Genomic DNA, 23,701 nt, shown 5'->3' with positions numbered 1-23,701 from the left:
CATCAAAAGAAATACCATCAGCTTTATATAATAAAATTCTTGCACGGTCGACAACCTGAGCTTGAATAGTTCTTGTTTTTGATAATGATTTAAGATATGTTTTGTCTTCATCAGACAAAGGTAAAAAGGTCTGCTTCATATTCACCAATCCTTTAAATTTGATGAATATATTATAACACATATCAAAACATTATTATATATGGTACTTATTTAATTTATGATATACTAGGATAAGAAGCGGATCAAGGACGGCATTAACCGCAGTGGAGAGAATGATAAAAATGAGGGGAATTGTCGTATCACCAATGCCTCGAAGAACGGATGAAATCAGTGAAGACAAATACAGGCCTGCAAAATTAAGCATCGTTAATCTCAAATAGCCTGTGGCAAGGGGCAAAATATCATTGGGGGTGCCAAGAAGCCGGAGAAGGTTTTTTGAAAAAACTATTCCGCCAACTGTGACCACAGCGATGATAAGTATACCGATTGACCAAGAGTGGTTTACAATTTTTTGAATGCGCCCATTATCTTTTGCACCATAAGCTTTTGAGATCATAATGGAAGTGGCAAGGGTAGCACCGGAACAGAGGGCAACCAGTGCCAGATAAATGGGAAAGCTGACTGCCACGGCACCAACTGCTTCTTTTCCCAACAGGTTCCCTACCCACATGGTATTAATAATGCCATAGCCAGTGGTCAGGAGATTGCCAATAAGTATAGGAAGTGCAAATTGTATTAAATGTTTTGGAATGCTTCCTGTTGTTAAATCTTTTCCATACTGCTGATTCAAAATAATACCTCTTTTCTCTTTTGAAGTCATTTACTCTGAGTTAATTCTTCCAGGACCTCAGTAATATACTGTCTGATGTCACTATCTTCAAAAGATATCTTAAGGGCTTGAAGACTGTAAATGCAGAGGGCATACCCGGAATCAGTCAGTTTAATGGCTTGATCTGATTCCAGCCAATCGCTGATTAGGTAATAAAAGGAGCCCTCATATATGAGCGCTGCGGTCTTTTCATCAGGAATATTGACAGCATGGTTCGTTTTAAAGCGCTTAAACCAATTTTCCACTGTACTGCTGGACTCTTTTATACTATCAAATCTCATTTTTTGAAATGTTGGGTTTACGCCAGCAGCCTCAATCAACATGATTTTAGCAAGCTCCTTATGCTGCTCATACATCCAGAGATTACCGATAATCACCCGTGTGAAATTCTTTGACAGGGAAAAGTGATCGACGTCCAGTACCTTATCTGTAACTTTCTGAAATTTTTTCGTGATATTTACAAATAGCTCTGTAAACAGCTCCTCTTTGCTCTTGAAATAGAAATAGAAGCTGCCTATCGAAATATTGGCTTCTTCCACGATATCTTTGACAGAGGTATAATGATAGCCTTTTTGAGAAAAGACCTTTGCAGCCGTATCCAATATAAATTGTCGTTTTACATCCTTTCGTTCCTGCGTTTCTTTTGAAGTTTTATACATGAATAGCTCTCCTTTCCAAGCATAGAATGAATATTCATTCTATGCTTGATTATACTTTCATAACTATTCTTTGTCAACAAAAAACGTCAAAGAACTACAAGGATTCTTAATCACAATTCATTAGACAATGGCGTTTTTTTATTCTTTAACAACTGAATGCTGATTATAATGATTATTGGGAAAATAATTGCCATGAATAATCCAAACTTAAGTGCAGATTGCGTAATGTCCTCTCCTGTAAAAAATCTTTGGATATTAACACTATTTGAAGTTATAATAATATTTGAAGTTAGCCCTACCAGGCTTGGTCCCACTGTACATCCTATATCTCCACCTAAAGCTAACAGGCCGAACATTGTATTCCCTCCATTAGGATACGTCTTTGCTGACAGACTTATAGTGGCCGGCCATAAGATTCCGATAGACAAACCTGTCATTGCGCAGCCAATCAGAGACATAAAAGGAATCGGCGACAAAGATACCATAAGATAACTAATAATACATAAGAAGCCGGAAAGAATAATCAAATTTCTTATATCATATTTTTTACCCCACTTACTGTATACTAATCGTGTTAGCCCCATTAAGAATGCAAATGTGCAGGGTCCTAATAAATCGCCGACAGTTTTAGATGCTCCCAGACCAATTTCAGCAAACAAAGAGGACCACTTAGACATGGCTTGTTCCGCAGCTCCTGCACATATCATTAATACAAATAGAATCCAGAAGGTTTTTAATGACAGTATCTTCTTAGTAGAAATCTGATCTTCTTTTTCTACAAGCGTATTTATAGGTACTTTTGTAAATAAGAGCATATTGAAGAAAGGTACAACACTCCATATTAATGGAAGAAGCCGCCAATGGTCTGTTCCGATTGTTGCAAAAAAAAGCGTTGAAAGCAGAACCACTCCCATATAGCCCCAACAATAAAAAGAGTGTAAAATTCCCATGTTACTGGCCTTTTCTTCTCCCGGAAGAGCTTCTACAATAGGGCTCACAACAACCTCAATGAATCCGCCGCCTATGGAATTTAAGCTTATTCCAATTAATAGTCCTAAAAAGGGACTGATGTGAAAAGGAAGATAACTTATGCTGATTAACCCTGCGGTACAGCAAAGATTTGCTACTATAACGGATACCCGGTAACCAAAGATATCCACAACTCTCGCGGCCAAAATATCTACTATAATTTGAATACAAAAACCTATTGTTATAAGAAGTGTTATACTTTCCAATGATATAGCAAATTGATTTTGAAAGATAACAAATAAAAGTGCAGGCAAATTACTGACAACAGCCTGGCAGATGTATCCAGTAAAGCAAGCGTACATGGTATGTTTGTAACTTAATTTCATTTTTTCACCCTCGACCTTTGTATTGAATTTTTTTAAGAAATATATATAATTATATCATCGAAATGATATTATAAATTAACATATTATTTTCAAATATTATAATTATATTTTCAAAAAGGAGTTTTATTATGCAATTAACAAGTATAACTGTTGATGAAAACCAAAGGGAAACCACAAGTCATGGCTCCATAAAATTTCCGATGATGGTATACCTGGATAATATGGAGAAATATGATGTGGGCTATATAAGCTGGCACTGGCATAATGAAATTGAGTTTGCAAAGGTTATACAAGGAGAGGTAGAGCTTAGTGCAAATGGACAAACAGTTATTTTACATGAAGGAGAAGGTGCTTTTATTAACTCGGGTGTACTCCATATGGAAAAACCATGGAAAGCTCAGAATGCCATTATGTTTACTGTTGTCATCAACACAATTCTACTGTCTGATGGCGAACAGAGTATTATATATGAAAAATATATTTATCCTTTATTAAATTCCCCAGAAATTCCTTTCATTACGTTTAATATGAAAACCGGCTGGGAAGCTGAATGCCTGACTTTATTAGAAAAGATATATCATACCTTTCAGGAAAAAAAGTTTGCTTTTGAATTTTGTATAAGAAACTATATTTGTGAGATTTGTTTTCTTATCATATATAACAATCAGAATATAATCAGCATGCAAAGTAACAGTCATCCTTCTAATAATCAACAACGTATAAAAAAAATGATAACCTATATTCATAATAATTATCAAGATTCTATCCAATTAAAGGACATTGCATCTGCAGCGCACATCAGTAATAGTGAATGTTACCGGTGTTTTCTGAAATCAATTGGTATGAAGCCCTTTGATTACCTTATCAAGTTTCGCATGGAGAATGCAGCACAACTTCTTTTAGAATCTAAAATGACAATTTCAGAAATTGCATCTGCCACTGGCTTTAACAGTCTTAGTTATTTTGGAAAAATGTTCAAACAATATCTTAGTGTAACACCATCGGAATACAGGTATATGCATTCCGGTAATCCATTTCAGCAATAATAAAGGAAAGTACCTGTATTGGTGAATTCAGCAGGTAATGGATACTCCAAGCATTATAATAACCATGGTTTCCGGAACAGTGGTTTGCAGCAGCAAAAACAAGGCAATGAAAATCAGGGGCCTTATCTAATAAAATATAATGTATCTTCCGGATTCCGTTACTGCTAAGATTCCGGCTGCTGGTTACTAAAAATGGCGTGATTTTGAAAACAAACAGAAAATTCCGACAGATAAATTAGAAAAATAAGTGAGAAAAAAATGAGTGAGAAAAATGAGAAACTCTGTAATAACCGGGTTTAATGAAAGGTAAAAGTCCTATTGTACTCAACAGGGACTGCATCATTTCAATTAAAATTCTTAAATCTATTATAAGCTTAGGGCTGCCGACCAGCTTCACAGGCATATCTTTACATATGCCTGGCTATATAATAGAACCAGTACTCCAAGGCTTAAGATACCGATAATTTATTCTTCAAGGGGTTCAATTGATATTATGTTCCTTAATGCTCCAAGCTGACTAGTCAAATATGAAAACCAGGTTTCCTTAAATATCTTCAGGATGTACTCTTTTCCTTCTATCAATTCTACATTGTCTAAGCTGGCTTTATCTATTAAAATTCTCTCTTTATTAGCTCCAATAAATTTACTTATTTTGTTTGGGCTGGTACGCTTATATGTAACTTTAATGGTATGTACATTGGACATAAGGTATATACCTCCTGTTCTTGGGCCGAAGTCGATAAACATCAAATATCAATTAATACCTGTCTTAACTGAAGCTTATATATATTATTTTATCCTTGATGGATGAATTTTTCAATAGAATAATGTAATAAAAGGCATTAATATGAAATAAAGCCCCCAACAATAAATCGGCCAGCAGATTATCTGCTGGCCTCTTCTCTGTAATTAAAGTTTCATTTTATAAAGACAGTGTAATATGACTAAATATCCCGTTCTTCATATTCAAAAGGTTCTTCACAGGAGTAAATTTCATGGAAAAATCCCATATACGGAATATCATCTTCCATACATTTTATGCTATACGACAGTTCCTCACCACACACCAGCTCTTCTTCATTGTTCCGCATCACCTCGAATTCATCAACAATATTTTCCATGAGGACTACTTGGATAAATAAGGGTAATTTGTCCAACATCGATTTTTCAATTCTTGTTTCAGAGCTGTATCCAGCGAGGACGGTTTTAAAATAATCCTCCATAAACTTTCTGCGTTTATCAACGTCCTGTTCAAAATGTATCCAGCCCACTCCGTGTGTCCAGAGATTTGCAAGGTCATACATATACCAGCAGAAACATGAATTATCAAAATCAAATACCGTTATTTCCCCGTTATCAAAATCTATCATATAATTTCCATCGCTGTAATCAAAATGGACCATACCGAAAGCCTCCCTGTTCTGGTCCAGTCCTTCTAAGGTTCTAAGGAGCTCTGCCAGCTTCTCTTTTAGCAAAGATAAGGAGTCGGGTATCAGTTGATTGATATATTCGGCATTGTATTTATCAAAAAAGCTATACCTGCGATGGACAGGGGTATATCCTTTCGACAATTGGTGCATTTTTCCCAAGACTTTACCACTGTTATAATAATATTCAGTAATAGGAACTCCTTCCCGATACCGATAATTATTTTCCACAAGCATTTTTCCCCTGGCCTTTTCAAACAGACAGATAAAAAAGGTATGCTTATCATGAGTTATCTCTTCCAGTAGATGTCCCTTCCGGGAGGTGATTACATTTGAGACACTACCGCCATGCTCGAATAAATACCTGATATATTCAACTTCCCCCAGCAAATCTTCTCGGCTCCTGTCGCTTAAAAAGGCGATTCTGATTATCTTTGCGCCGGCACCCTCTTTTATACAGCTATAAACAGCATTCCGTCCTCCGGCATGTGGCTTGATCAGACTGATTTCATAGCCCTCCAACCCGTACAATTCTGATACAAGTGGAAGTAAGCATGTATCTGCAATTTTTATAACCTCGTTATATGTCATATCATATCCTCCTATTTCCTATTTAAAATTCCTTCATCAATTCTGCGTGTAACACTGTTGGTATATGGTTCAAAATACTTGTTCCAAAACCCATATGCTGTTGGATTGAAGCTTTCAAAATCTACTCCAAGCCACTGATAACCTTCTGCTTTTAATTCATCTATCATAACATTTAGTAAATTTTGAACAATCTCTTCGCCACGATTCTTCGGCAAACAAAATGCACCACAAATGCTCATCATATCATGAAGCTCTGTGACAAAGTTTTCTCCGCCATGTATGGCTTCAATAAAAGCAATGGCTTTTTCACCCTCAAATGCTGCATATATCTTAGAATTTCGCTGTTCAGCCCTTGAAAGCCAGCTTTGATACCCCTGCTCTGTTGAATACATAAAGCAGGGACTTTCACTTAAGTGCGCGGATAGCTGTTCTCGTAAAGGTCTGATCAGGGGAATTTCAGCTTGCTCTAACCGCCTTATTTGTAAATTGGCCTTTTGCTTTACTTTTAATTTGTCCATAGACTTGACAGCATCTACGCATCTCAAACCAAAGCCATAGGTAAACAGAGCTTTTTTCGCCTGCTCATCATGAGCGAATAAAGCAACACTGTGATAAGTGATGTCTTGCTCAACCCATTTTTGTGCGGCCTTTTGGTAGAGCTCACGGTAAATCAGCTCTCTATTTTCGCTGATTGCTCCATGAGCATGAAGGGGTGAAAAGGTTCCCTTTGCATTTGTTCCAAAGGCATTATCCCATGGCTCATAACAGCAGAGGAATCCTAGTAAGCGCTCTCCCTCCATAACGGCTACACCAAGTTTATTGTCTGCAAAAGGCGTTAAATCAGGAATGCTGGTATCTTCTGGCAGGTTGGAAACACTTTGCTTTTCTTCATCGTAATTCTGCTTTATCAAGCTCTGCGCTTGTTCGAGATGCTTATGTGTAAAATCAGTGCTAATCATTAATAACACACTCCCCCTTTTTCTTCACTGTTGGATAATTTTGCGGCAAAAAGCCGTAGTCTGTTAGATTCATGATTCCTCCAATAATATTTTTTATTTTGTAATAATGTTTTAGGAATTAAATCAATCTCAAATCTCTCCTTTCTGCTTAAAAAGGGCGCAAAAATACCGCAGCAAGCAGCCGTCCATTGCTGTTCACTACGGTTTAACATATAATTGCATAAAAATAACACACCCTAAAGTGTGCTGATTGTTTTGCAATTATTGCAATACCTGGATTCAGTTTTCACGAAAGGTTACTTTTTTGGCACACCAATAAAAAGGGTATAGTCCCCCATACTATCAGTGTTGCGCCCATATTCAGTTTTAAATGATGGTTACCTCATAAAATACTGTCATCTAAAAAACTCCTTTCGTTTCTGCGTGATGCAGAATTATTATACTTTATATTATCATATTCAAAATAGGAAAACAATAGTTAATGCATTTTTTATAATCATACATTTGAATCTTCTTTTTTCATTAGCATCTTTTTTAAATAAGATACCAGAATATCATGTTCCATTTTCACTACGCTCTTTTTATTCACTATCATCTCCTGTTTTCACTTCAGCTTCAATGGTGCAGTATGCAGCCAGTTTTTGGAATTCCCGCGTTATTGGGTCAGGAAATGCTAAGAGCTGTCAACCTTTAGAATGACAGCTCTTGATCTGGCTTTTTGATGATATCACATAGACAAACCGCTGCCAATTTTAGAATAGGAATAGTATTGTTTATCATCCTGGATTGCTTAAAGCTGTAAAGAATATAAAGTATATTCTGTCTAACAGGTTGCTGTTACACTTTTATTTCCTTAACTTAGCTTATAGCTCCAGTTCGGTAACTTCTTTTATATACTCACGGACCTTTTCATGCTTATCATGAAGGGGATTCCAAACCTGCGCGAAAAAAGGATCAACCTTTGCTCTGGCCGCATAATTCCAGCTCTTCCGTTCACATTCCGGGCACCAGTGCCCCCCTTCCAAAATAAGACGGGGACTTGCTTCAAATTTATGTCCAAAGGCACACTTGAATTTAAGCTTTCCTTTCCAATCACCTTTTTTCATTGTATCAGAATTGCATTCGCCTCCCCGGAATTTAGCGGCACCCTTTACGTCCTCTATATCAAGTTCTTCTTCCGGCTTTGATTCATTGTAACCGTGATCAATATGCACTACCTTATCCCAGTTTATAAAGTGTTTAAAGTCATTGATGTTCTCCGGAATTTCTTCCCAGGCTTTTTGGCTTCCCCAGTAGGCATCAATGTGCTCTCCCATATTCTGCTCAATGAAGCGTACTGTCCCATGCTCCGTCCTGGCTTCCTTTAAGAACATTTTCTTCATGATGCTTCCCATGTGTTTTTGCCCTCCGGGTAATTTGCACATAATCCTTGCCACAGTTGCGGTAGCTCCTAAGGTCTCCAGATAGGCATCGTAAAAATATTTCATGGAATCATGCCTGAAATGCAGGTGTTTCTCCAGCTTGTCCGAATCCAGATAATATTGTCCATGGAAATTTCTTGTTGCATACCACTTTGGATCGATGACATATTTTAAATCCTTAAATCCAATGGCACCATACAGCTCCTTATACATGGTAAAAGTATCTACCCTGCAGCTTTCTCCTCCGCCGATATTATAAATATGCCCCCAGAAGTCCTCCGATAACTCACCTTTGTAATGAAAACGTGCAAGATTACCCAAGAGTATTCCTGAGTCCCTGTCAGATACATATTCCAAAACATTATCCAGGCAGTTATGGAACATAATAGCATCTTTTATCTTGCTCATAGCCGGCCCCATAATTCCGGTCTGCCTTAAACTGACCCAATATTTTAAGCCCGATTCGATTAAGAGACGTTCAGCGGCAATTTTAGATACGGCATAGTAATCGTAAACACTGGGCTTTAAAGGATCCCCGACTCTCCCCCAATGAATGGGCGGCATCCGGTCCCCGGTTTCTGCTATCGTACCGATGGATACTACCTTTACTTCTTCCATTCTTCCTTGCTCCCTTATAGCCTCTATAATATTTTTCATGGACCCGTAGTTTACCTTCATAGAAAGTTTGGGTTTATAATCCGCCACAGGTGATACCAGAGCCGCCACATGGAAAACGATATCCGCATTTTTAATGCACGCATATACATCCTTATAATTGGTAAGATCACCCCAATAGATGGTAAGACCTTTTCTGTTTTCGAATTCCTTCATCTTCTGCCTGTCAGCTTCTGTGTTCAGAACCAGTACAGTAATTTCCTGCTTATCCGTATCTTTTAATAATTCCTTTAATCCAAGAGATCCCATACCACCTGAAGCTCCGGTCAATAACACTCTTTGTTTTTTCATTTCTTATTCTCCCTTCATATCCAGTGCATTTACTTTTTTATCCATAATCTTAAGACATAAGTGAATGGAATCTCCGATTGCCTTATCAATATCATCCGGTTTTACACCAAGAGGTATACATCCTAAAGACTTATCTATAAATTGCTTAGAACACTGAAGTTCTGTGAATTTAACCATGTGAAGTCCACCCTCCAGATTCTTCTTGTGCTGCTCCTTCATAAGTTTTCTGCCGCCTGCAGCATACATCCAATTAGGTATGGTAACAATCTTTTTTCCAGGACATCCCAGGTGTTTATGGATGATGGATAACATTTCCTTCCATTCCATATTATAATAGCCGATGGGATAGCAATTACCGCCCTTATTCCTTTCAATTGCTCCTGCTATAGCCTGTGCTACCTGAGGTACTGTAACCATTGTAGTTCCACCTTTGGGATAAAAGGTAACCCCCTTCATGTTTCTTATGCTTTCCACCAGGAACATCCATACCGGCTTACGTCCCGGCTGGGTTCCAAAGATATAGGGGAGTTCCAGAACCGCTACATTAAAATCCATATCTGCCAAGGACATGGCTGCTTCTTCCTGGTCCCTTCTGCTTCGAATATAAGGATGCCACTTGGCAAGCTCCTTTTCCGGCCAGATTTTATTAAAATAAGCAAAATAGGAGCCGCATATAACCGAATGCTTCACTCCGCATTCCCTGGCCAGGCGAAGAAGACGTTTAACAGGATCTATATTGTATTTCCTGAACAAATCATAAATTGGGGCGGGACCTTCCACCCTTTCATCCACTCCGGCAGCAAATACAAAGCCCTCGCATTCACTAAAATATTTTTTCAGTTCAACATCAGACATCTCAAGGTAATTTCCAAACTCAATTTTCATCTGGGCTGGCAATACCGCACCGGTTGGCAGAGGCGGCAATGCAATAGATACTACCTCATGCCCTCTGTTTATTAATTCCTTTGCTGCTTCGCTGCCCAGTAATCCTGTACCGCCTATCATAAATACTTTCATATGCCACCATCCTTTAAGACCCTTTTACTTGACTAGCTATTTATATAGCTATATAATAACTGACATGGTGTCTATTTTACAACCACCAGTTATTTTTTCATTGCCGTTAGATAGACACATTCAATAAAATTGTTATTAAATCGTCATTATTCAATAAATTAGATATCATTAGCCTGACTACGAAAGGAATCATTTCATGAAAAGAAAAGAAAACCAAAGGATAAAGCTTACGAAGACCCTGCTTAAAAAAAGTTTAATTGAACTGATGCATACAAAATCCATCAATAAAATTACCGTTAAAGAGCTATGTGAAAATGCAGATATCAACCGCTCAACTTTCTACCTTTACTATACCGACCAGTTTGCCCTGTTAAAGGAGATAGAAGAAGAGCTTTTGCTTAATGCCAGGGAACATCTTAAAAACATAGATTCTGATTTAAACAATCTTCATTATTTAAAGGAATTGCTGTATTATATGAAAACAAATTCCGATATTTTTTATACTCTGCTATGCCGTCAGGAAAACTTGTCCTTCCAGACAGCTTTTATTAATACCTCCATCCTGAATTTAAAAATTAACGTGAACCTGCAATGCGAAGAAAAAATCTCCGACTATATATACCGTTATTTGACCATGGGCTGTTTCAGCTTAATAACAAAGTGGTTTGAAGCCGGCTTTGATATGAGTCCCGAGGAATTGGCTGAAATGATCTTTCGATTGTCTGATAATGCAATTTCCGTTTATGATGTCAGTAGAGGATAGTAAACGTTCCCTTCAGAAAAGTAATTTATTCTTACTTTTCAATAAGTTGCTGCCACCCCATATACTGACTATTCCTACAACTATGCTTAACACACCGAATACAATATTGGTATTGCCAATGTTCTTCATTTTCATATAAGTTTTTTCTATCATAAGTATCCTTTCTTTTATTGAGGCCTGTATTTGATTGTTCCTGAATACAAAATTACAACGTTTGTTCTAATTTTCATATTTTTAAGAAAGCTAACATATTTCCCACTAATGTGTAATTTCTATATCACAATTATAGCAATCGAATTTAAACTTTTTGTTAACTTTCCCATGCTGGATACTCCTGGCTATTCCGGTATTTTATATAAAATTACTGCTATATAAGGTATACTATGTCTATACTGTTAACAATTTGTTTACATCAGACTGATAGAATAGATTCAAATAATTTTTAAATAAGGAGGATTTATGCTTAATATACTTGTAGTTGAAGACGACTCAAAATTACAGCATTTATTTTGCACAGTTCTAAAGAAAAATAATTTTAATCCACTTCCTGCCGGGGATGGTGAAATAGCCCTTGAAATTATGGAACATGAACATGTTGACCTGGTGATAACGGATATTATGATGCCGAATTTGGATGGCTTTGCATTGACAAAGCTCCTTCGTGAATATAACCCCGCCATTCCGGTACTGATGATAACGGCTAAGGATACCTTTGAAGACAAAAAACGCGGTTTCCTTGTTGGCACTGACGATTACATGGTGAAGCCCGTTGATGTAAATGAAATGATTCTTCGAATACACGCATTGATTAGAAGAGCGAAAATCGTATCGGAGCGCAAGATCCTCTGGGGTAACACCACCCTTATCTATGACAGCTTGGCCATAATTTATGATGGAACAGAGGTTCAATTGCCTCAAAAAGAGTTTTATGTCCTGTATAAACTGATGTCCTACCCTGGAAAAACCTTTACCCGGCAGAAATTAATGGAGGAAATATGGGGGATGGATACGGATTCCGAAGAGCGTACGGTAGATGTTCATATTAATCGTATACGTGAGAGGCTTAAGGACAATAAGGATATTAAAATCATTACGGTACATGGCCTGGGCTATAAAATGGTAAAACTAGAAACTCAAACGAATGAGTAAGAGGTTTACAGGTATCAGCGCACCGGAAAGGAAAGCTAATGCATAAGCACAAAAGGAAAAGACAAGCAAGCCTTTGGCAGTATTTTGTATTGATTGTTTTCGGAATATTAGTTATGACCTCGGTCATTATGTATGTTATTATTATCTTCGCCATTAATACTGATTTGTTGGTCCGGCTGGAATTCAGCCTCCCCTTTGCTACCAGTGCCGTCCTTGCAATCAGTATACTAATCGGTACTATCATAACATCCCTTGTAGGTAAACGGATACTGGCCCCCATAACCAAGTTAAATTATGCTTCCAGGGAAATAGCCGGAGGAAATTTTGATGTCCGGCTGGACACTATCAGTCAGATTAAAGAAATAACGGAGACCTTTACGAATTTCAATCAAATGGCCCATGAGCTTTCCAGTATAGAAATGATGCGGAATGACTTTATAGCCAACATATCCCATGAATTTAAAACCCCCATTGCCGCAATTGAGGGATATGCAACATTGCTCCAGGACAGTGAGCTGACGGAGGAGGAGCGGGTACAGTATACCCAGATGATACTTGAGAGCACTAAACAGTTCAGTGCCCTTTCTTCCAATATTCTTAAGCTGTCAAAGCTGGAGAATCAGGAGAAAATCTTAGAGCCGATTACTTACCGCCTGGATGAACAGCTGCGGCAGTCCATACTGTTTCTGGAAAACTCTTGGACAGAAAAGGAACTGGAATTGGAGCTGGATTTACCAAAGACATTTCTGTACGGCAACGAGGATTTAATGATGCAGGTCTGGACGAATTTACTTTCAAATGCCATTAAATTCACCCCAAAAGGCGGACAAATCCGTATAACACTTGAAAGCAGTCCTAAGTTGGTCAGTGTCTCCGTGAAAGATACAGGTATTGGAATATCCATCCAGGAAAAAAAGCATATTTTTGAAAAATTCTACCAAGTAGATAAATCCAGAACTCACGAGGGCAATGGACTGGGATTGTCACTGGTATACCGTATTGTCAGTTTATGCGGTGGTACCATACAGGTCCAAAGTGAACCCGGACAGGGAAGTGAATTCACCGTTCAGCTTCCAAACACAATCAACAGTCCTATATGATAAGTTGATTAAGCTCCTGGAATAAAATCACTTCTTTCTTATTAGTCTTTTACAATGACAAGAACTCTTTGATACCGAGTTATCGGAGGGATTCCACTATCCGTTACTTTTAATATAATATGCAGAGTCAAACTCCTCCTATCTTCTGGTATTTGAGGTGCTTGAAATTGTGCAGTTGCAGTATTGCAATTTTCAATATTAATATTCCCTATATAATCGCCTGCTTCTTTATAATAAAACCAATGGAAAGACAGCGTATCACCATCCGGATCAACGGAAGCCTGAGCATCCAGGTTAATATGTTCACCTGCCTTAACAGTAATAGCAGAATCATGGTTTAGTTTTACAATGGGAGGGTGATTTGCTTTATTATAATTACTTTCTATAGTCCAGTCCATTCTTGCAGCAAAATCATGCTGAAACTCTTCTCTCCATCGCCAGATTGTTGCCTGTGGACTCGTATAAATACTGCCATCTATACCGTGTACGGTATCGTTTGCATTTGTCCATATTGGGTTTTTCTCTTCTACACAAAATTGTTCTTTATCTGGTTGATAAAATTCATATCTTCCTCCCCATCCACCATACTCAGGATGTTCTGGTTCATTCAATCCGTTTGGAATCAACCCCATAAAAGCCGGTGAATCCCCTTCCATAATAAAAACGGGCAGAGGATATTTTTTTCCATAGGGACCATGACTTACAATATTTTTACGAAGCCATTCTTTACTTATCATATCAGCTCTTGCACCTTTAAATCCTCCGGGTGTTTTGCCATCACAGCTGCCGTGCCGGCTATTATCTCCTGAGATTCCAGGCCATGTGGTTAATACATAATTTTCAGTTCCTTTGAAAGACCCTAAAGATGGTGAAACAATATAAAATAATTTGTTTCCAAACATTTCTCGTAACCATCCTGAGCTTGAATCTTGATCCGAGATGCCATAAATTCTTAACTTTGAAAGAAACTTATTAAAATCGACTTCATCTCTTGTTGTCCGTATTTTCCATATGGCTTGAGCAAGTGTATTGGCCCCACCCCATAAGCCAATCCAAACAGGTCTGGCGTCTTCTTTATCAACAGCCTCAATGATTCTGTTAACACCAGGATTATTATTGTAACGTTCATTTGCAAATCCCTTACCAGGTTCTTTTCCATATTCCGGGATTCCTACACAGGAAATGCTGCGTAAATAATCCGCTTCTGGATATTCTGATGCATGAATATCCAGATTGGGTTTGACTTTTTCGTATGCTTGAATGACATCTAAAATAACATTCAAGTCTTTTTGGTTTCCACCTTTTTTATAAAAACAGGAGGTGGAAGCTATCAGACCTTCAATTTCTATATCATTGCTGTAGAGCAAAAGCCGTACCAAAGATTGTATATCATCAATTTCAGCCCAAGGCTTTAACTTTTTTCTGTAAATATCTGTAATTGCAATATATCTGGTTTTCACGGTAGACCTCCAATATTTCGTTACCTCCATCTGAATAATCATGCCTATTACAGATGGCATGAATAGCTGTAACTTCCGCTGGCAAGGCAGTGCTGTTCACCATTTGGCAGCAGGAGGGTACACTGCGTTGATACGGGAACTTCCACAGTGATGGTAAAGTTATTGTCCTTGGCCCTCCAATCTGAGTAAATTCTGCCATAAGGTGTGATTATGCTGCCTTTTGCCCAGGTAATTCTCTTATCAGGCATCGGTGCGATGCGAAAGGTCTTATAGCCACCGCTGACCGCCTCAATACCTGCCATTCGCCGGTACAGCCAATCTCCTACGGCACCGTTGGCGTAGTGGTTAAAGGATACCATACCGCCTCCCGATTCTTCGTCGGATTTCCTGCCAGCCAGGTCACCGATATTAACGGTCCCGTCCGGCCGCAGGGCATCCCAGCGTTCCCAGATTGTGGTACCCCCTGTCTTTACTTCATAGAGCCAGGACGGACAGCCCTCCTGCAGGAGCACGTCATACGCAGTTTCACAGTAGCCATTATCAGACAACGCAAATAACAGATAGGGGGTGCCGGTAAAACCTGTCGTAAGATGATTGTCTGCAGCCTTCACCAGCTTTGCCAGATTCGCCGCCAGCTTTTTCCGTTCCTCTCCTTCTGCCATATCAAAATACAAGGGCAGAACGTAAGCAGTCTGGAATTCTCTCTTTAGCTTTCCTTTTCCATCGGTAAATACTTCCGAATAGGCTTTTATTATTCCTGACCGAAGCTTTCTATAATATTCCGCATCTTGCTTCTCGCCTAATAGCTCAGCTATCTCTGATACAATGCCACAGGAATTGGCGAAATATGCCGTGCCAACCCATTTTCCCTTCTTTAGCCACTGGTTAACAGTTTCATCCGGTGCGCACCAGTCACCGAAATGGAATGGAAAGCGCCAGATACAGCGGCTATTAGGAGTAAAGGATAGGAATCCCGACCACCATTTTGCTGCCTTAAGGAATTTCTTCATAGCAGGATACTGTCTTTTTAACAATCCTAAATCTCCTCTTGCAAGATATTCTGCCCAGGGTACCAAAATGCAGCTGTCTCCCCAACAGGAATTTGCCATAACAGGCCAGCTGTCTCCGGCTTTTGGAATTACCATAGGGATACCCCCGCCCTTACTTTGTTCTGCCCTCATGTCCATAAGCCATTTATCAATGAAGCGTCCCATATCGAAATTATAGCAGGCAGTGCGGGCAAATACAGCAAAATCTCCCGTCCAGCCCTGGCGTTCGTCTCTTTGGGGGCAGTCTGTGGGAATATCTACAAAGTTAGATTTTCCACCCCAGCGGATATTGCTCTGAAGCTTGTTGATTAGTTCATTGGAGCAGGCAAAACTGCCGGTTTCTTCAAAATCGGAATGCAGGACCAGCGCTGTCAGTTCCAAATCTTCCTTCCCTATACCTGTTACTCCAACATACCGAAACCCCATGTAAGTAAGTCTGGGAGAATAGCTTTGCTCCCCATCCAGGCAGTAATAGGTTGCAGTGGCTTTAGCGGTACGCAGGGATTTAACAAAAAGTTCTCCATTAACCAGTACCTCGGCGTGGCGGAAAATTACCTGCTGTCCCTTCTTTCCTTTCAGCCTTGCAGATATCATTCCTGCAAAATTCTGTCCGAAGTCATAAATCAGCTCACCGGAAGGTGTCTGGGTTATTTCCTGCGGCTTTCTTATTTGCTGAATTCTTACCGGACTGCCATACTGGGAAAGAATTTCCGGTTTCCTTCGAGGTTTGGTTGCATCAGCCTGTTTCCACCTGACTGTACCTAAATCAACGGTTGCATCATAGGTCTCTCCGTCATACCACTCTGCCATCCGGTAGTTTCCGTCCTCCGTCACCTGCCAGGTTTCATCGGTTCTGATTACCTGCTGTGTCCCATCCTCATACATAAGGTACAACTCACATAGAAAAGCCTGCCTGTCGGCACTGATTTTATTTTTTCTTTTATAGTTGAAGGAACCAGCCGCCCATCCTCCGGCCACTATTGCAATCACAGTATTATTTTCCTTTAACATATCTGTAATATCATATGTCTGGTATTGAATCTGATGGTCATAGGAAGTAAAACCCGGTGCGAAATAGTCCTCTCCCACCTTTTCACCATTCAGCATAAGCTCATATACTCCAAGTGCCGTCGCATTCACCCAAGCACGCCTGATTATCTTTTTTATATAGAAACGGCTGCGGAAAGTCATAGGTACCGGTGATACCTTCTCCGAATAATTATAACTTAAATCGGTAATCCATTTTGCCTTCCAGGACGTATGAAGTCTTCCGGTTTCAAAGGAAGTATTGGCTTTTGCAGTCTCACCGCTGCTTCCCACTGCCTCAACCTTCACTTCGTATCTGGTAAAGGGCTCTAGCTCACCTCCGTAAAGATTATTTACCTGGTCCACAGTCTCACAGCTCCAGCTGCCAGCCATAATCACAGCCTTTGACAGACTCTCTCCCTCCCTGTCGGATTCCAATGAAAAGGATATATTCGGCCTTCTGTCAGTGATACAGCAATTTGAGAGTCCTTCGATTTTCAGTGACGTTATTTTTAACATTGCTTTTCCTCCCTTCGTGCTTTGATTTCAGCCTGCTTTCCATTCTATATGATCCTGCGTATCTGCAAAAAGTGCTATAAACACATAAGTGTAGGGCAGTCCCTCGATATTTTTAATAAACTGTCCAATCAAAGCAATTGCCATGTTAGCCGGAAACAGCCAGCAAATACTCAGATTCCCATAGGGCAAATGGACACCGTTTTGTCTCTCCCGGCTGTAAAAATACCTTAGTAAATCCGCGCAGTTCTTTTTCTGCTAATATTTTTATAAATAGTTTATACTATCTCCTCAAGACAGTATTGTAATATTGTTGTATTTATTGTAATATTGTTTAATTATAGTTAAATTACTTAAAATAACAGCCTAATAGCCCTATTTTGCTCTACTATTCCTTGACTTTCTTCTTGAATGAATGTTATAATATATAGACCGATCGTTATATTAATGGAAGGAGGTTCATAATGTGAATAATAAGACAGATTCACGAGAAAAGATGGTTGAAGCTGCATCGAAGCTATTTCAATTAAAAGGCTATCACGCAACCGGACTGAATGAAATATTGAAAGAAAGCTATGCTCCCAAGGGGTCGCTATATTACTATTTTCCCAATGGAAAAGAAGAACTTGCTTTGGCAGCAATTGAATTAGCAGGTGGAATCATTCAAAATAAAATTAAGGTCAGCTTAAGTAAATACACAAATCCATCACGTGCGATACAAAATGTTATAAGTGATATGAAAACTGCTCTGGATGAAGAGGGGGAATTGCAAAATATATCCATAAGTTTACTGGCCCTGGAAACCTATTTATCAAGCGAAACACTTAGAGAAGCTTGTAACAGGTCATTTGAAGATTTAGAGAATATCTATGCGCAGAAGCTGATAGAGAATGGCGTTCCCCTGGAAATTGCACAGGATTTGGGCATGGTAATCCAAGCAATGATTGAAGGAGCTATTACGATATCTATAACCAAAAAGGACACCGCTCCACTTTCGGCTGTTGCAAAACAAATTGATGTTCTTATTCGTCAATATTATTCTGCTTAATGAAAAGTTAATAAGCAGAATAATTTATATTTAAATTATATAGACTGGTCTAATTAAAAGGAGCTTAACTTACTATGAAAAAAAATAAAATTAATGTAAAGGCAGTAATGGCTATCTTGCTTTTTGGGGGCTTCTTGTCTCTGTTTAATGAAACAATATTAAATGTCGCATTATCAAAACTGATGGCAGAAATGGGAGTTACCGCCACAACAATACAATGGTTATCTACCGGATATGTATTAATCGTAGCAATCATGGTACCGACTTCTGCTTTTCTTATAAATACCTTTACAACAAAGAACTTGTATTTAGGAGCCATGACATTCTTTTTTGCTGGAACAATCCTGGCTGTTTTTGCAATTAACTTCCCTATGTTATTAGCAGCAAGAATGGTTCAGGCAATCGGTACAGGTTTGCTCGCGCCCATCATGATTAATTCTGCATTGGCAATAAACCCGCGTGAAAAACATGGTTTTGTGATGGGATTATGTACTTGTGTCGTATTGGTGGGGCCTTCACTTGGCCCTATTGTTTCTGGAATTGTCCTGCAATTTTTCAGTTGGCGGTCACTTTTTATTATGCTGATTCCTCTGACTCTGCTTTGTATAGGGGGTGGTGCCGTTTATTTGACAGAAACGGTAGAACTCACAAAGCCTAAAATAGATTATTTATCTATTCTATTATCCTCTATCGGTTTTGCTCTTATTGTTTATGGGATGAGCATTATTGGCTCTGCTACCTCTATAATAAATATTGCGATTTTTGTTGCAGGTATTCTTTCTTTGGCCTTTTTCTGCAAACGGCAATTATCATTAAAGCAGCCTATGCTAGACATAAGAGCTTTCAGGAAGCCTTATTTTGCATTGGGAGCAATATTAGTTATTATCATGCAAATGGTGCAATTCTCTATGAACATCGTTTTGCCAATGTTATTTGAAAATGGATTAAATCTTTCCTCGCTTTCATCGGCCCTAATCTTGTTTCCGGCGGTCCTGATATGCAGCATAATGACTACTGTTTCCGGAAAAATTTATGATAAAATCGGCGGGAAGTCGATTATTCCGCTTGGCCTTTTAATAATGTTCATTTTTTTGCTGGTGCTGTCCCGTATTCAGCCCTCTACTTCCATCATAGCGATTGCCATTATAAATACACTTGTTTATCTCGGCATATCTCTTGCATGGTCACCTGACCAGTCAAATGCTTTAAAGCAGTTGGAAGCGGAAAATCAGACGCATGGAGTTGCAATTATAAATACTTTTATACAGTTAGGATCAGCTCTTGGCACGCCTTTATTTGTAGGGCTAATGACCACAGGTCAGAATAATTATCTCAAATATGCGGCTTCTCCCAATGAACCTGGAACAAAGCTTCATTCCCTTTATAACGGCTTCAGCCATTCCATAACTGTTGCTGCCATTATAATTGCAATCGCATTTATATTTTCTTTGACATTAAGAATTAAGCTTAAAAACCATAAATAGATGCGAAAATATTGTGAGGTCAGCAATTAAAATCCGTTTTCCTGTATCAATCTATATCTCATAAGAATAGACAAATTCACGAGTAAATAAAAACAGTACCCGCCCAACAAGAAAACGTAGATGTGGCGTGTTGCTGTTATTCACCAATTACTACTACCTTGCTGCCGGTTACCCTGCTCTTTCCTACAATAACCTCATGGGAATTGGTAACATGGGGCAAGTGGGTGCCGGGAATTTTTCTTCAATACTTTTTAACTCTCTCAATTTAAACAGAAGCTTATCAAATCAATCCTTCCTTTCCCCATAAAAGTAAAATACAAAGAGTGGATTCCTATAATATCAACTGTTAGAGACGATTCTATCCAATCTGAAGATGGTTTTACCGGTAATTCACCAATCCCTTCTCCGGGCATTCTTGATACCATAAGCTTTCCATATCCTTTTCCACGGGTCTTCACACTAATTTCAACGTCTCCCTTAAAATCAAAATACTTAAATCCAATAACTGTTTTATTACCCATATTCGTAATAAAACGCTCCTTCCCCTGATGCGTAATATGAGGTCTCTTTCTTTTAGAAACACCATTCCCAATATGCGGCATATGCCCGTTTGTTAAGTTACAGGCTATAACTGCCGGATACTTGCCTTTCGCATGAAGTGGCGCACCATTCAATCCGCAGGAGGTCATTTCAACCTGTGGAATCGAACCGTCCTCTTGGAACTTTATGCGTTCTGCGCAGCCTTGACGTGAATTGCTGGACATATGTGTATGCCTGTGATAAAAAACATACCATTCCCCATCTATACATTCAATACTTCCGTGATTATTCCCCGTAGCTGCAAGCCTGTCTTTCGCTCTTCTTCCATGTAAGCCAATGTCTCCGTTAGAAACGATAACTCCTCCATAGTGAAAGCCTCGGTCCGGATATTTACTGGTAGCATAACAGAGTTCATGGTTTTTTGAAGTAGAATAAATGAAGTAATAAGTATTTCCTATTTTTCTAATAGAACTAGCTTCAAAAAAAGCATGTCCTTCAAATTTCGTTCCTTTTGCTTCCATCTCACAAGGAAGAAGGCGTATTGGTTCTGTCTTTACAGTCAGCATATCTTCTTCCAATTCCACTACATTCGACCCCATTACCCCCACATGCTCTGTTCTCATTTCTTCCGGTGTTTTGTGGAACATATACTCCATAACCCTATGATAGATATACTTTAGCAGTGGATTCTTGGTTGGTCCCATAGGAAGTGCCCAGCCATAATAAAGATAAAATCTTCCATTATCGTTTATAACGCCAGGATCAAAGGGCAGGAATCTTAGCATTAAATTACCGCTTGGGTATTTAATATCCCCGTAATATTCGTATCTTCCAGCTGGAGTATCACAAACTGCTACCGAAATGGGGCCGCTAAAACCTCCTTTACCGGCAAAAGCAGATAAACAGTAATACATATAATATCTGCCATCCACTCCTTGTACCACATCCGGTGCATATAAATATTTCCTTTCTCCGGCACCTTTTACCACTTCCTTACTGTGCGGATCCTGTGATGCTCGATAAACAGTACCCTCAAGCCTCCAATCTTTCAAATTCTTAACGTGTGCTGAATATACCACATAATCAAGCTCGCAGTAGGTCTTTCCTCCCTCCCTGTCATGGGATCCAAAAACATAAACACGGTCGCCGAACACACGCGGTTCTCTGTCCGGAATATATTCATGTAATGGTAAATAAGGATTAAACACTTGCTTCATATTTTATCATTCTCCTTTAACATCATTAAACTAATAGCTCAATCCATGTCCGAAGGTATATGTTACTTGTTCATAATCAAAGGGTGTATCACTCTTCTGTTTTTTCGTCGCTTGCATACTGCCAGGCAAATGAAAGGGTAATTTTCCGGAAGGAGAAAACCGACCGAACAGCGCCTCCAGCACAATTTCCGGTTTAGCATTAAACTCTGCTATAATGCCTGCGGCACCTTCTTTTATTTCTGGTATAACGGCAGGTCTGGTCAGTTTAATAACAACAATTGTTGGACAATCGGACATTATCTTCTGAAGATGTTCTTTTTCTTTTATGGTATAATCCAAGTCCCCTGACTGGAACATCATAGCCATCAGATCCCTTGGTTCTCTTCTTTGAGGTGGCTCTAGCCAGACGATTGCTATATCAGCATCTTCTCTTCTGTCTACTGGTACAGCATATTGATTAATTAACCTTTTGTCGAATCCCTCTGTATACACTTTGGGCTTCCCTGCTATGGGTAAATAAACTTTTCCGTCCTTCTCTTTTTTCAGCAGAACCAGTGAACGGCGCATCGCTTCCTCTGCACTTTGAATATTTTCCGGCTTGCAACATATTTTTTCAGCCTGTTTGGTGTCTACATACGGATTATCAAATAAACCAAGCTTAAATTTAAGCTCTAAAATACGTCTGCAGGATTCATCAAGTCGTGCTTCGGAAAGCTTTCCTATACGGACTAGCTTGGCTAATTTTTTTGAACAGCATTCGCCGCCAATTTGGTCAACTCCTGCTTCCAGTGCCTTTATGAGACGTTCCGGGACGTCACTTTTTTCAATTCCCCACGCACGCCCGGGAATGCAGGTAATACCAAATAATTTAATTCCTTCGATTATGCTATAGTCAGTATGGACAATTCCTTTAAATCCCAATTTTTCTCTTAGTAAATCGTGTGTAATAACACGGTTGAAATTAAATCCTACCTCAGGTACACCCTTCAAGCCCACCGGTACACCATAATAGGGCATAACTGCCGCTACACCTTGATCGATTACTTTTTGAAAAGGCTTCAAATGATACTCAAATTGACCTCCTGGATAAATTTGTTCTTTCCCAAATGCAAAATGCGGATCATCACCGTTTTTTTGCGGTCCCCCTCCCGGGAAATGCTTAATGCAGCATGCCACGGATTCCTGATTGATTTCATGTCCTTGCATTCCTTGTATATATGCTGCCGCCAGCCTCCCGTTAAGCTCTGCATCCTCACCAAAGGTTTCATAGATTCTCGGCCATCTGGGCTCAGTGGCAGTGTCTGCTGTAGGATGCAATGCAAACCGAATTCCCATAGCCCGAAGTTCTTCTGCTGCTATCCTGCCAAAGTTCTCTATTAGTTCCTCATCCCGTGAAGCGGCAAATCCAAGCGAAGACGGCCAAGAGGTAATACCATCATCTTTTTGTGTTGTCAGGGGATTACTTTGCTTTACATATACGTGCCTGGGATCGGAGCATAATGTCACCGGAATCCCCAATCTGGAGCACTCGGCAGCTTTTTGAATTGCATTGTGCCACTCTGCAAAATCTTTTATTGGTAAAGACCCCATACAGGCAAAGGTATTAATCTTATTAATCCAGATCTGCTTGATAACATCTCCTCCAAAATTTTTACCCCCCTTTTTGGCTACATCTTTTGCATTGACCACATCCATCTGCGGGCTGAACATAAGTCCTGCCTTCTCTTCTATCGTCATCTGACTAAGCAGATCCTCCACCCGTTCTGTTATCGTGCGTCTGGTATCTTCATAAATATCCAGTTTCCCATTTTTATTCAAATCCCGATATGCAAACCCATCACTAGCTTTAGATAATGGAGACACATATTTATCACTGTTTTTCCATTTCCGGTTGCGAGCTGCCTGTCGAAGCTTATATACACCTTGATATATAAGAATCAATAGCACAGCTGTAGTAATTCCTCCCCATATGCTTCTTGTAACCCAATATCCGAGCATAGCGGCACTTAGCAGAATTCCGAATAACTTACCCATAAACAGTAAATAATTTTTCATAATCTCAGACCTCCTGTTTTGATA

The 23,701-nt window shown here is 39.2% G+C and carries 19 protein-coding genes and 1 pseudogene; 6 read left to right on the top strand and 14 right to left on the bottom strand.

Translation table 11 applies throughout. The features are described 5' to 3' along the window. The 4 genes and pseudogenes from BUB77_RS30930 to BUB77_RS26415 all read right to left on the bottom strand — a co-directional run. A pseudogene (locus tag BUB77_RS30930) lies at nt 1-139 on the bottom strand (IS630 family transposase); the annotation flags it as partial. 54 nt (nt 140-193) lie between these two features. Beyond that, nucleotides 194-790: an MATE family efflux transporter gene (locus tag BUB77_RS26425; protein ID WP_084124767.1), complete on the bottom strand. Its 597-nt coding sequence runs from the start codon at nt 788-790 to the stop codon at nt 194-196. A gap of 26 nt (nt 791-816) precedes the next feature. Beyond that, on the bottom strand, nt 817-1,488 hold the full coding sequence (locus BUB77_RS26420) for a TetR/AcrR family transcriptional regulator (protein ID WP_073280173.1): 672 nt from the start codon (nt 1,486-1,488) through the stop codon (nt 817-819). 110 nt (nt 1,489-1,598) lie between these two features. Further along, entirely contained in the window at nt 1,599-2,843 is a 1,245-nt protein-coding gene (locus BUB77_RS26415) for an MFS transporter (RefSeq protein WP_073280172.1), read from the bottom strand. A gap of 236 nt (nt 2,844-3,079) precedes the next feature. Here BUB77_RS26415 and BUB77_RS26410 point away from each other — a divergent pair, with 236 nt between their 5' ends. Next, on the top strand, nt 3,080-3,889 hold the full coding sequence (locus BUB77_RS26410; RefSeq protein ID WP_170866762.1) for an AraC family transcriptional regulator: 810 nt from the start codon (nt 3,080-3,082) through the stop codon (nt 3,887-3,889). A 465-nt stretch (nt 3,890-4,354) separates the two neighbouring features. Here BUB77_RS26410 and BUB77_RS26405 read toward each other — a convergent pair whose 3' ends face one another. The 5 genes from BUB77_RS26405 to BUB77_RS26385 all read right to left on the bottom strand — a co-directional run bounded on the left by BUB77_RS26405 (nt 4,355) and on the right by BUB77_RS26385 (nt 10,270). Beyond that, entirely contained in the window at nt 4,355-4,594 is a 240-nt protein-coding gene (locus tag BUB77_RS26405; protein ID WP_073280170.1) for a hypothetical protein, read from the bottom strand. A 239-nt stretch (nt 4,595-4,833) separates the two neighbouring features. Continuing rightward, nucleotides 4,834-5,907, bottom strand: coding sequence for a phosphotransferase enzyme family protein (locus BUB77_RS26400; RefSeq protein WP_170866761.1), 1,074 nt, complete (start codon nt 5,905-5,907; stop codon nt 4,834-4,836). Between the two features lie 11 nt (nt 5,908-5,918). Continuing rightward, entirely contained in the window at nt 5,919-6,866 is a 948-nt protein-coding gene (locus BUB77_RS26395) for a GNAT family protein (protein WP_073280169.1), read from the bottom strand. Between the two features lie 863 nt (nt 6,867-7,729). After that, nucleotides 7,730-9,253, bottom strand: a complete 1,524-nt coding sequence (locus tag BUB77_RS26390) for an NAD-dependent epimerase/dehydratase family protein (RefSeq protein ID WP_073280168.1) — start codon at nt 9,251-9,253, stop codon at nt 7,730-7,732. A gap of 3 nt (nt 9,254-9,256) precedes the next feature. Beyond that, nucleotides 9,257-10,270: an NAD-dependent epimerase/dehydratase family protein gene (locus BUB77_RS26385; RefSeq protein WP_073280167.1), complete on the bottom strand. Its 1,014-nt coding sequence runs from the start codon at nt 10,268-10,270 to the stop codon at nt 9,257-9,259. A 196-nt stretch (nt 10,271-10,466) separates the two neighbouring features. On the opposite strand from BUB77_RS26385, the gene BUB77_RS26380 reads away from it, so the two are divergent. The 3 genes from BUB77_RS26380 to BUB77_RS26370 all read left to right on the top strand — a co-directional run bounded on the left by BUB77_RS26380 (nt 10,467) and on the right by BUB77_RS26370 (nt 13,282). Next, nucleotides 10,467-11,033, top strand: coding sequence for a TetR/AcrR family transcriptional regulator (locus tag BUB77_RS26380; RefSeq protein ID WP_073280166.1), 567 nt, complete (start codon nt 10,467-10,469; stop codon nt 11,031-11,033). 459 nt (nt 11,034-11,492) lie between these two features. Continuing rightward, nucleotides 11,493-12,182: a response regulator transcription factor gene (locus BUB77_RS26375; protein WP_073280165.1), complete on the top strand. Its 690-nt coding sequence runs from the start codon at nt 11,493-11,495 to the stop codon at nt 12,180-12,182. A 38-nt stretch (nt 12,183-12,220) separates the two neighbouring features. Beyond that, nucleotides 12,221-13,282 carry a sensor histidine kinase gene (locus BUB77_RS26370; RefSeq protein WP_073280164.1) on the top strand — a complete coding sequence of 354 codons (1,062 nt, stop codon included), beginning with the start codon at nt 12,221-12,223 and terminating at the stop codon, nt 13,280-13,282. 41 nt (nt 13,283-13,323) lie between these two features. Here the strand turns inward: BUB77_RS26370 and BUB77_RS26365 are convergent, their stop codons facing one another. The 3 genes from BUB77_RS26365 to BUB77_RS31090 form a co-directional block, all read right to left on the bottom strand. Further along, nucleotides 13,324-14,742 (bottom strand): nucleoside hydrolase-like domain-containing protein, encoded by a 1,419-nt coding sequence (locus BUB77_RS26365; RefSeq protein ID WP_170866760.1) that lies wholly within the window; start codon nt 14,740-14,742, stop codon nt 13,324-13,326. 47 nt (nt 14,743-14,789) lie between these two features. Continuing rightward, the gene (locus tag BUB77_RS26360) at nt 14,790-17,336 is read right to left on the bottom strand and encodes an alpha-L-rhamnosidase (RefSeq protein WP_073280162.1); all 2,547 of its coding nucleotides are present in this window, start codon (nt 17,334-17,336) and stop codon (nt 14,790-14,792) included. Between the two features lie 145 nt (nt 17,337-17,481). Beyond that, the gene (locus BUB77_RS31090; protein WP_408606442.1) at nt 17,482-17,580 is read right to left on the bottom strand and encodes a hypothetical protein; all 99 of its coding nucleotides are present in this window, start codon (nt 17,578-17,580) and stop codon (nt 17,482-17,484) included. A gap of 219 nt (nt 17,581-17,799) precedes the next feature. Between BUB77_RS31090 and BUB77_RS26350 the strand changes: the two genes are divergently transcribed. Both BUB77_RS26350 and BUB77_RS26345 read left to right on the top strand, forming a co-directional pair. Continuing rightward, nucleotides 17,800-18,381: a TetR/AcrR family transcriptional regulator gene (locus tag BUB77_RS26350; RefSeq protein ID WP_073280161.1), complete on the top strand. Its 582-nt coding sequence runs from the start codon at nt 17,800-17,802 to the stop codon at nt 18,379-18,381. A gap of 74 nt (nt 18,382-18,455) precedes the next feature. Beyond that, nucleotides 18,456-19,865 (top strand): MFS transporter, encoded by a 1,410-nt coding sequence (locus tag BUB77_RS26345; protein ID WP_073280160.1) that lies wholly within the window; start codon nt 18,456-18,458, stop codon nt 19,863-19,865. Nucleotides 19,866-20,125: 260 nt separating this feature from the next. On the opposite strand, the gene BUB77_RS26340 is transcribed toward BUB77_RS26345, so the two are convergent. After that, entirely contained in the window at nt 20,126-21,622 is a 1,497-nt protein-coding gene (locus BUB77_RS26340) for a family 43 glycosylhydrolase (protein ID WP_073280159.1), read from the bottom strand. Nucleotides 21,623-21,652: 30 nt separating this feature from the next. Further along, nucleotides 21,653-23,677 carry a glycoside hydrolase family 3 protein gene (locus tag BUB77_RS26335; protein WP_084124765.1) on the bottom strand — a complete coding sequence of 675 codons (2,025 nt, stop codon included), beginning with the start codon at nt 23,675-23,677 and terminating at the stop codon, nt 21,653-21,655. Nucleotides 23,678-23,701: the final 24 nt, after the last annotated feature.

Source organism: Anaerocolumna jejuensis DSM 15929 (assembly GCF_900142215.1).
In the GTDB taxonomy this organism is placed as follows: domain Bacteria; phylum Bacillota; class Clostridia; order Lachnospirales; family Lachnospiraceae; genus Anaerocolumna; species Anaerocolumna jejuensis.
Note: the sequence above shows the minus strand (reverse complement) of the source record. Positions and strands in the feature narration are given on the sequence as shown.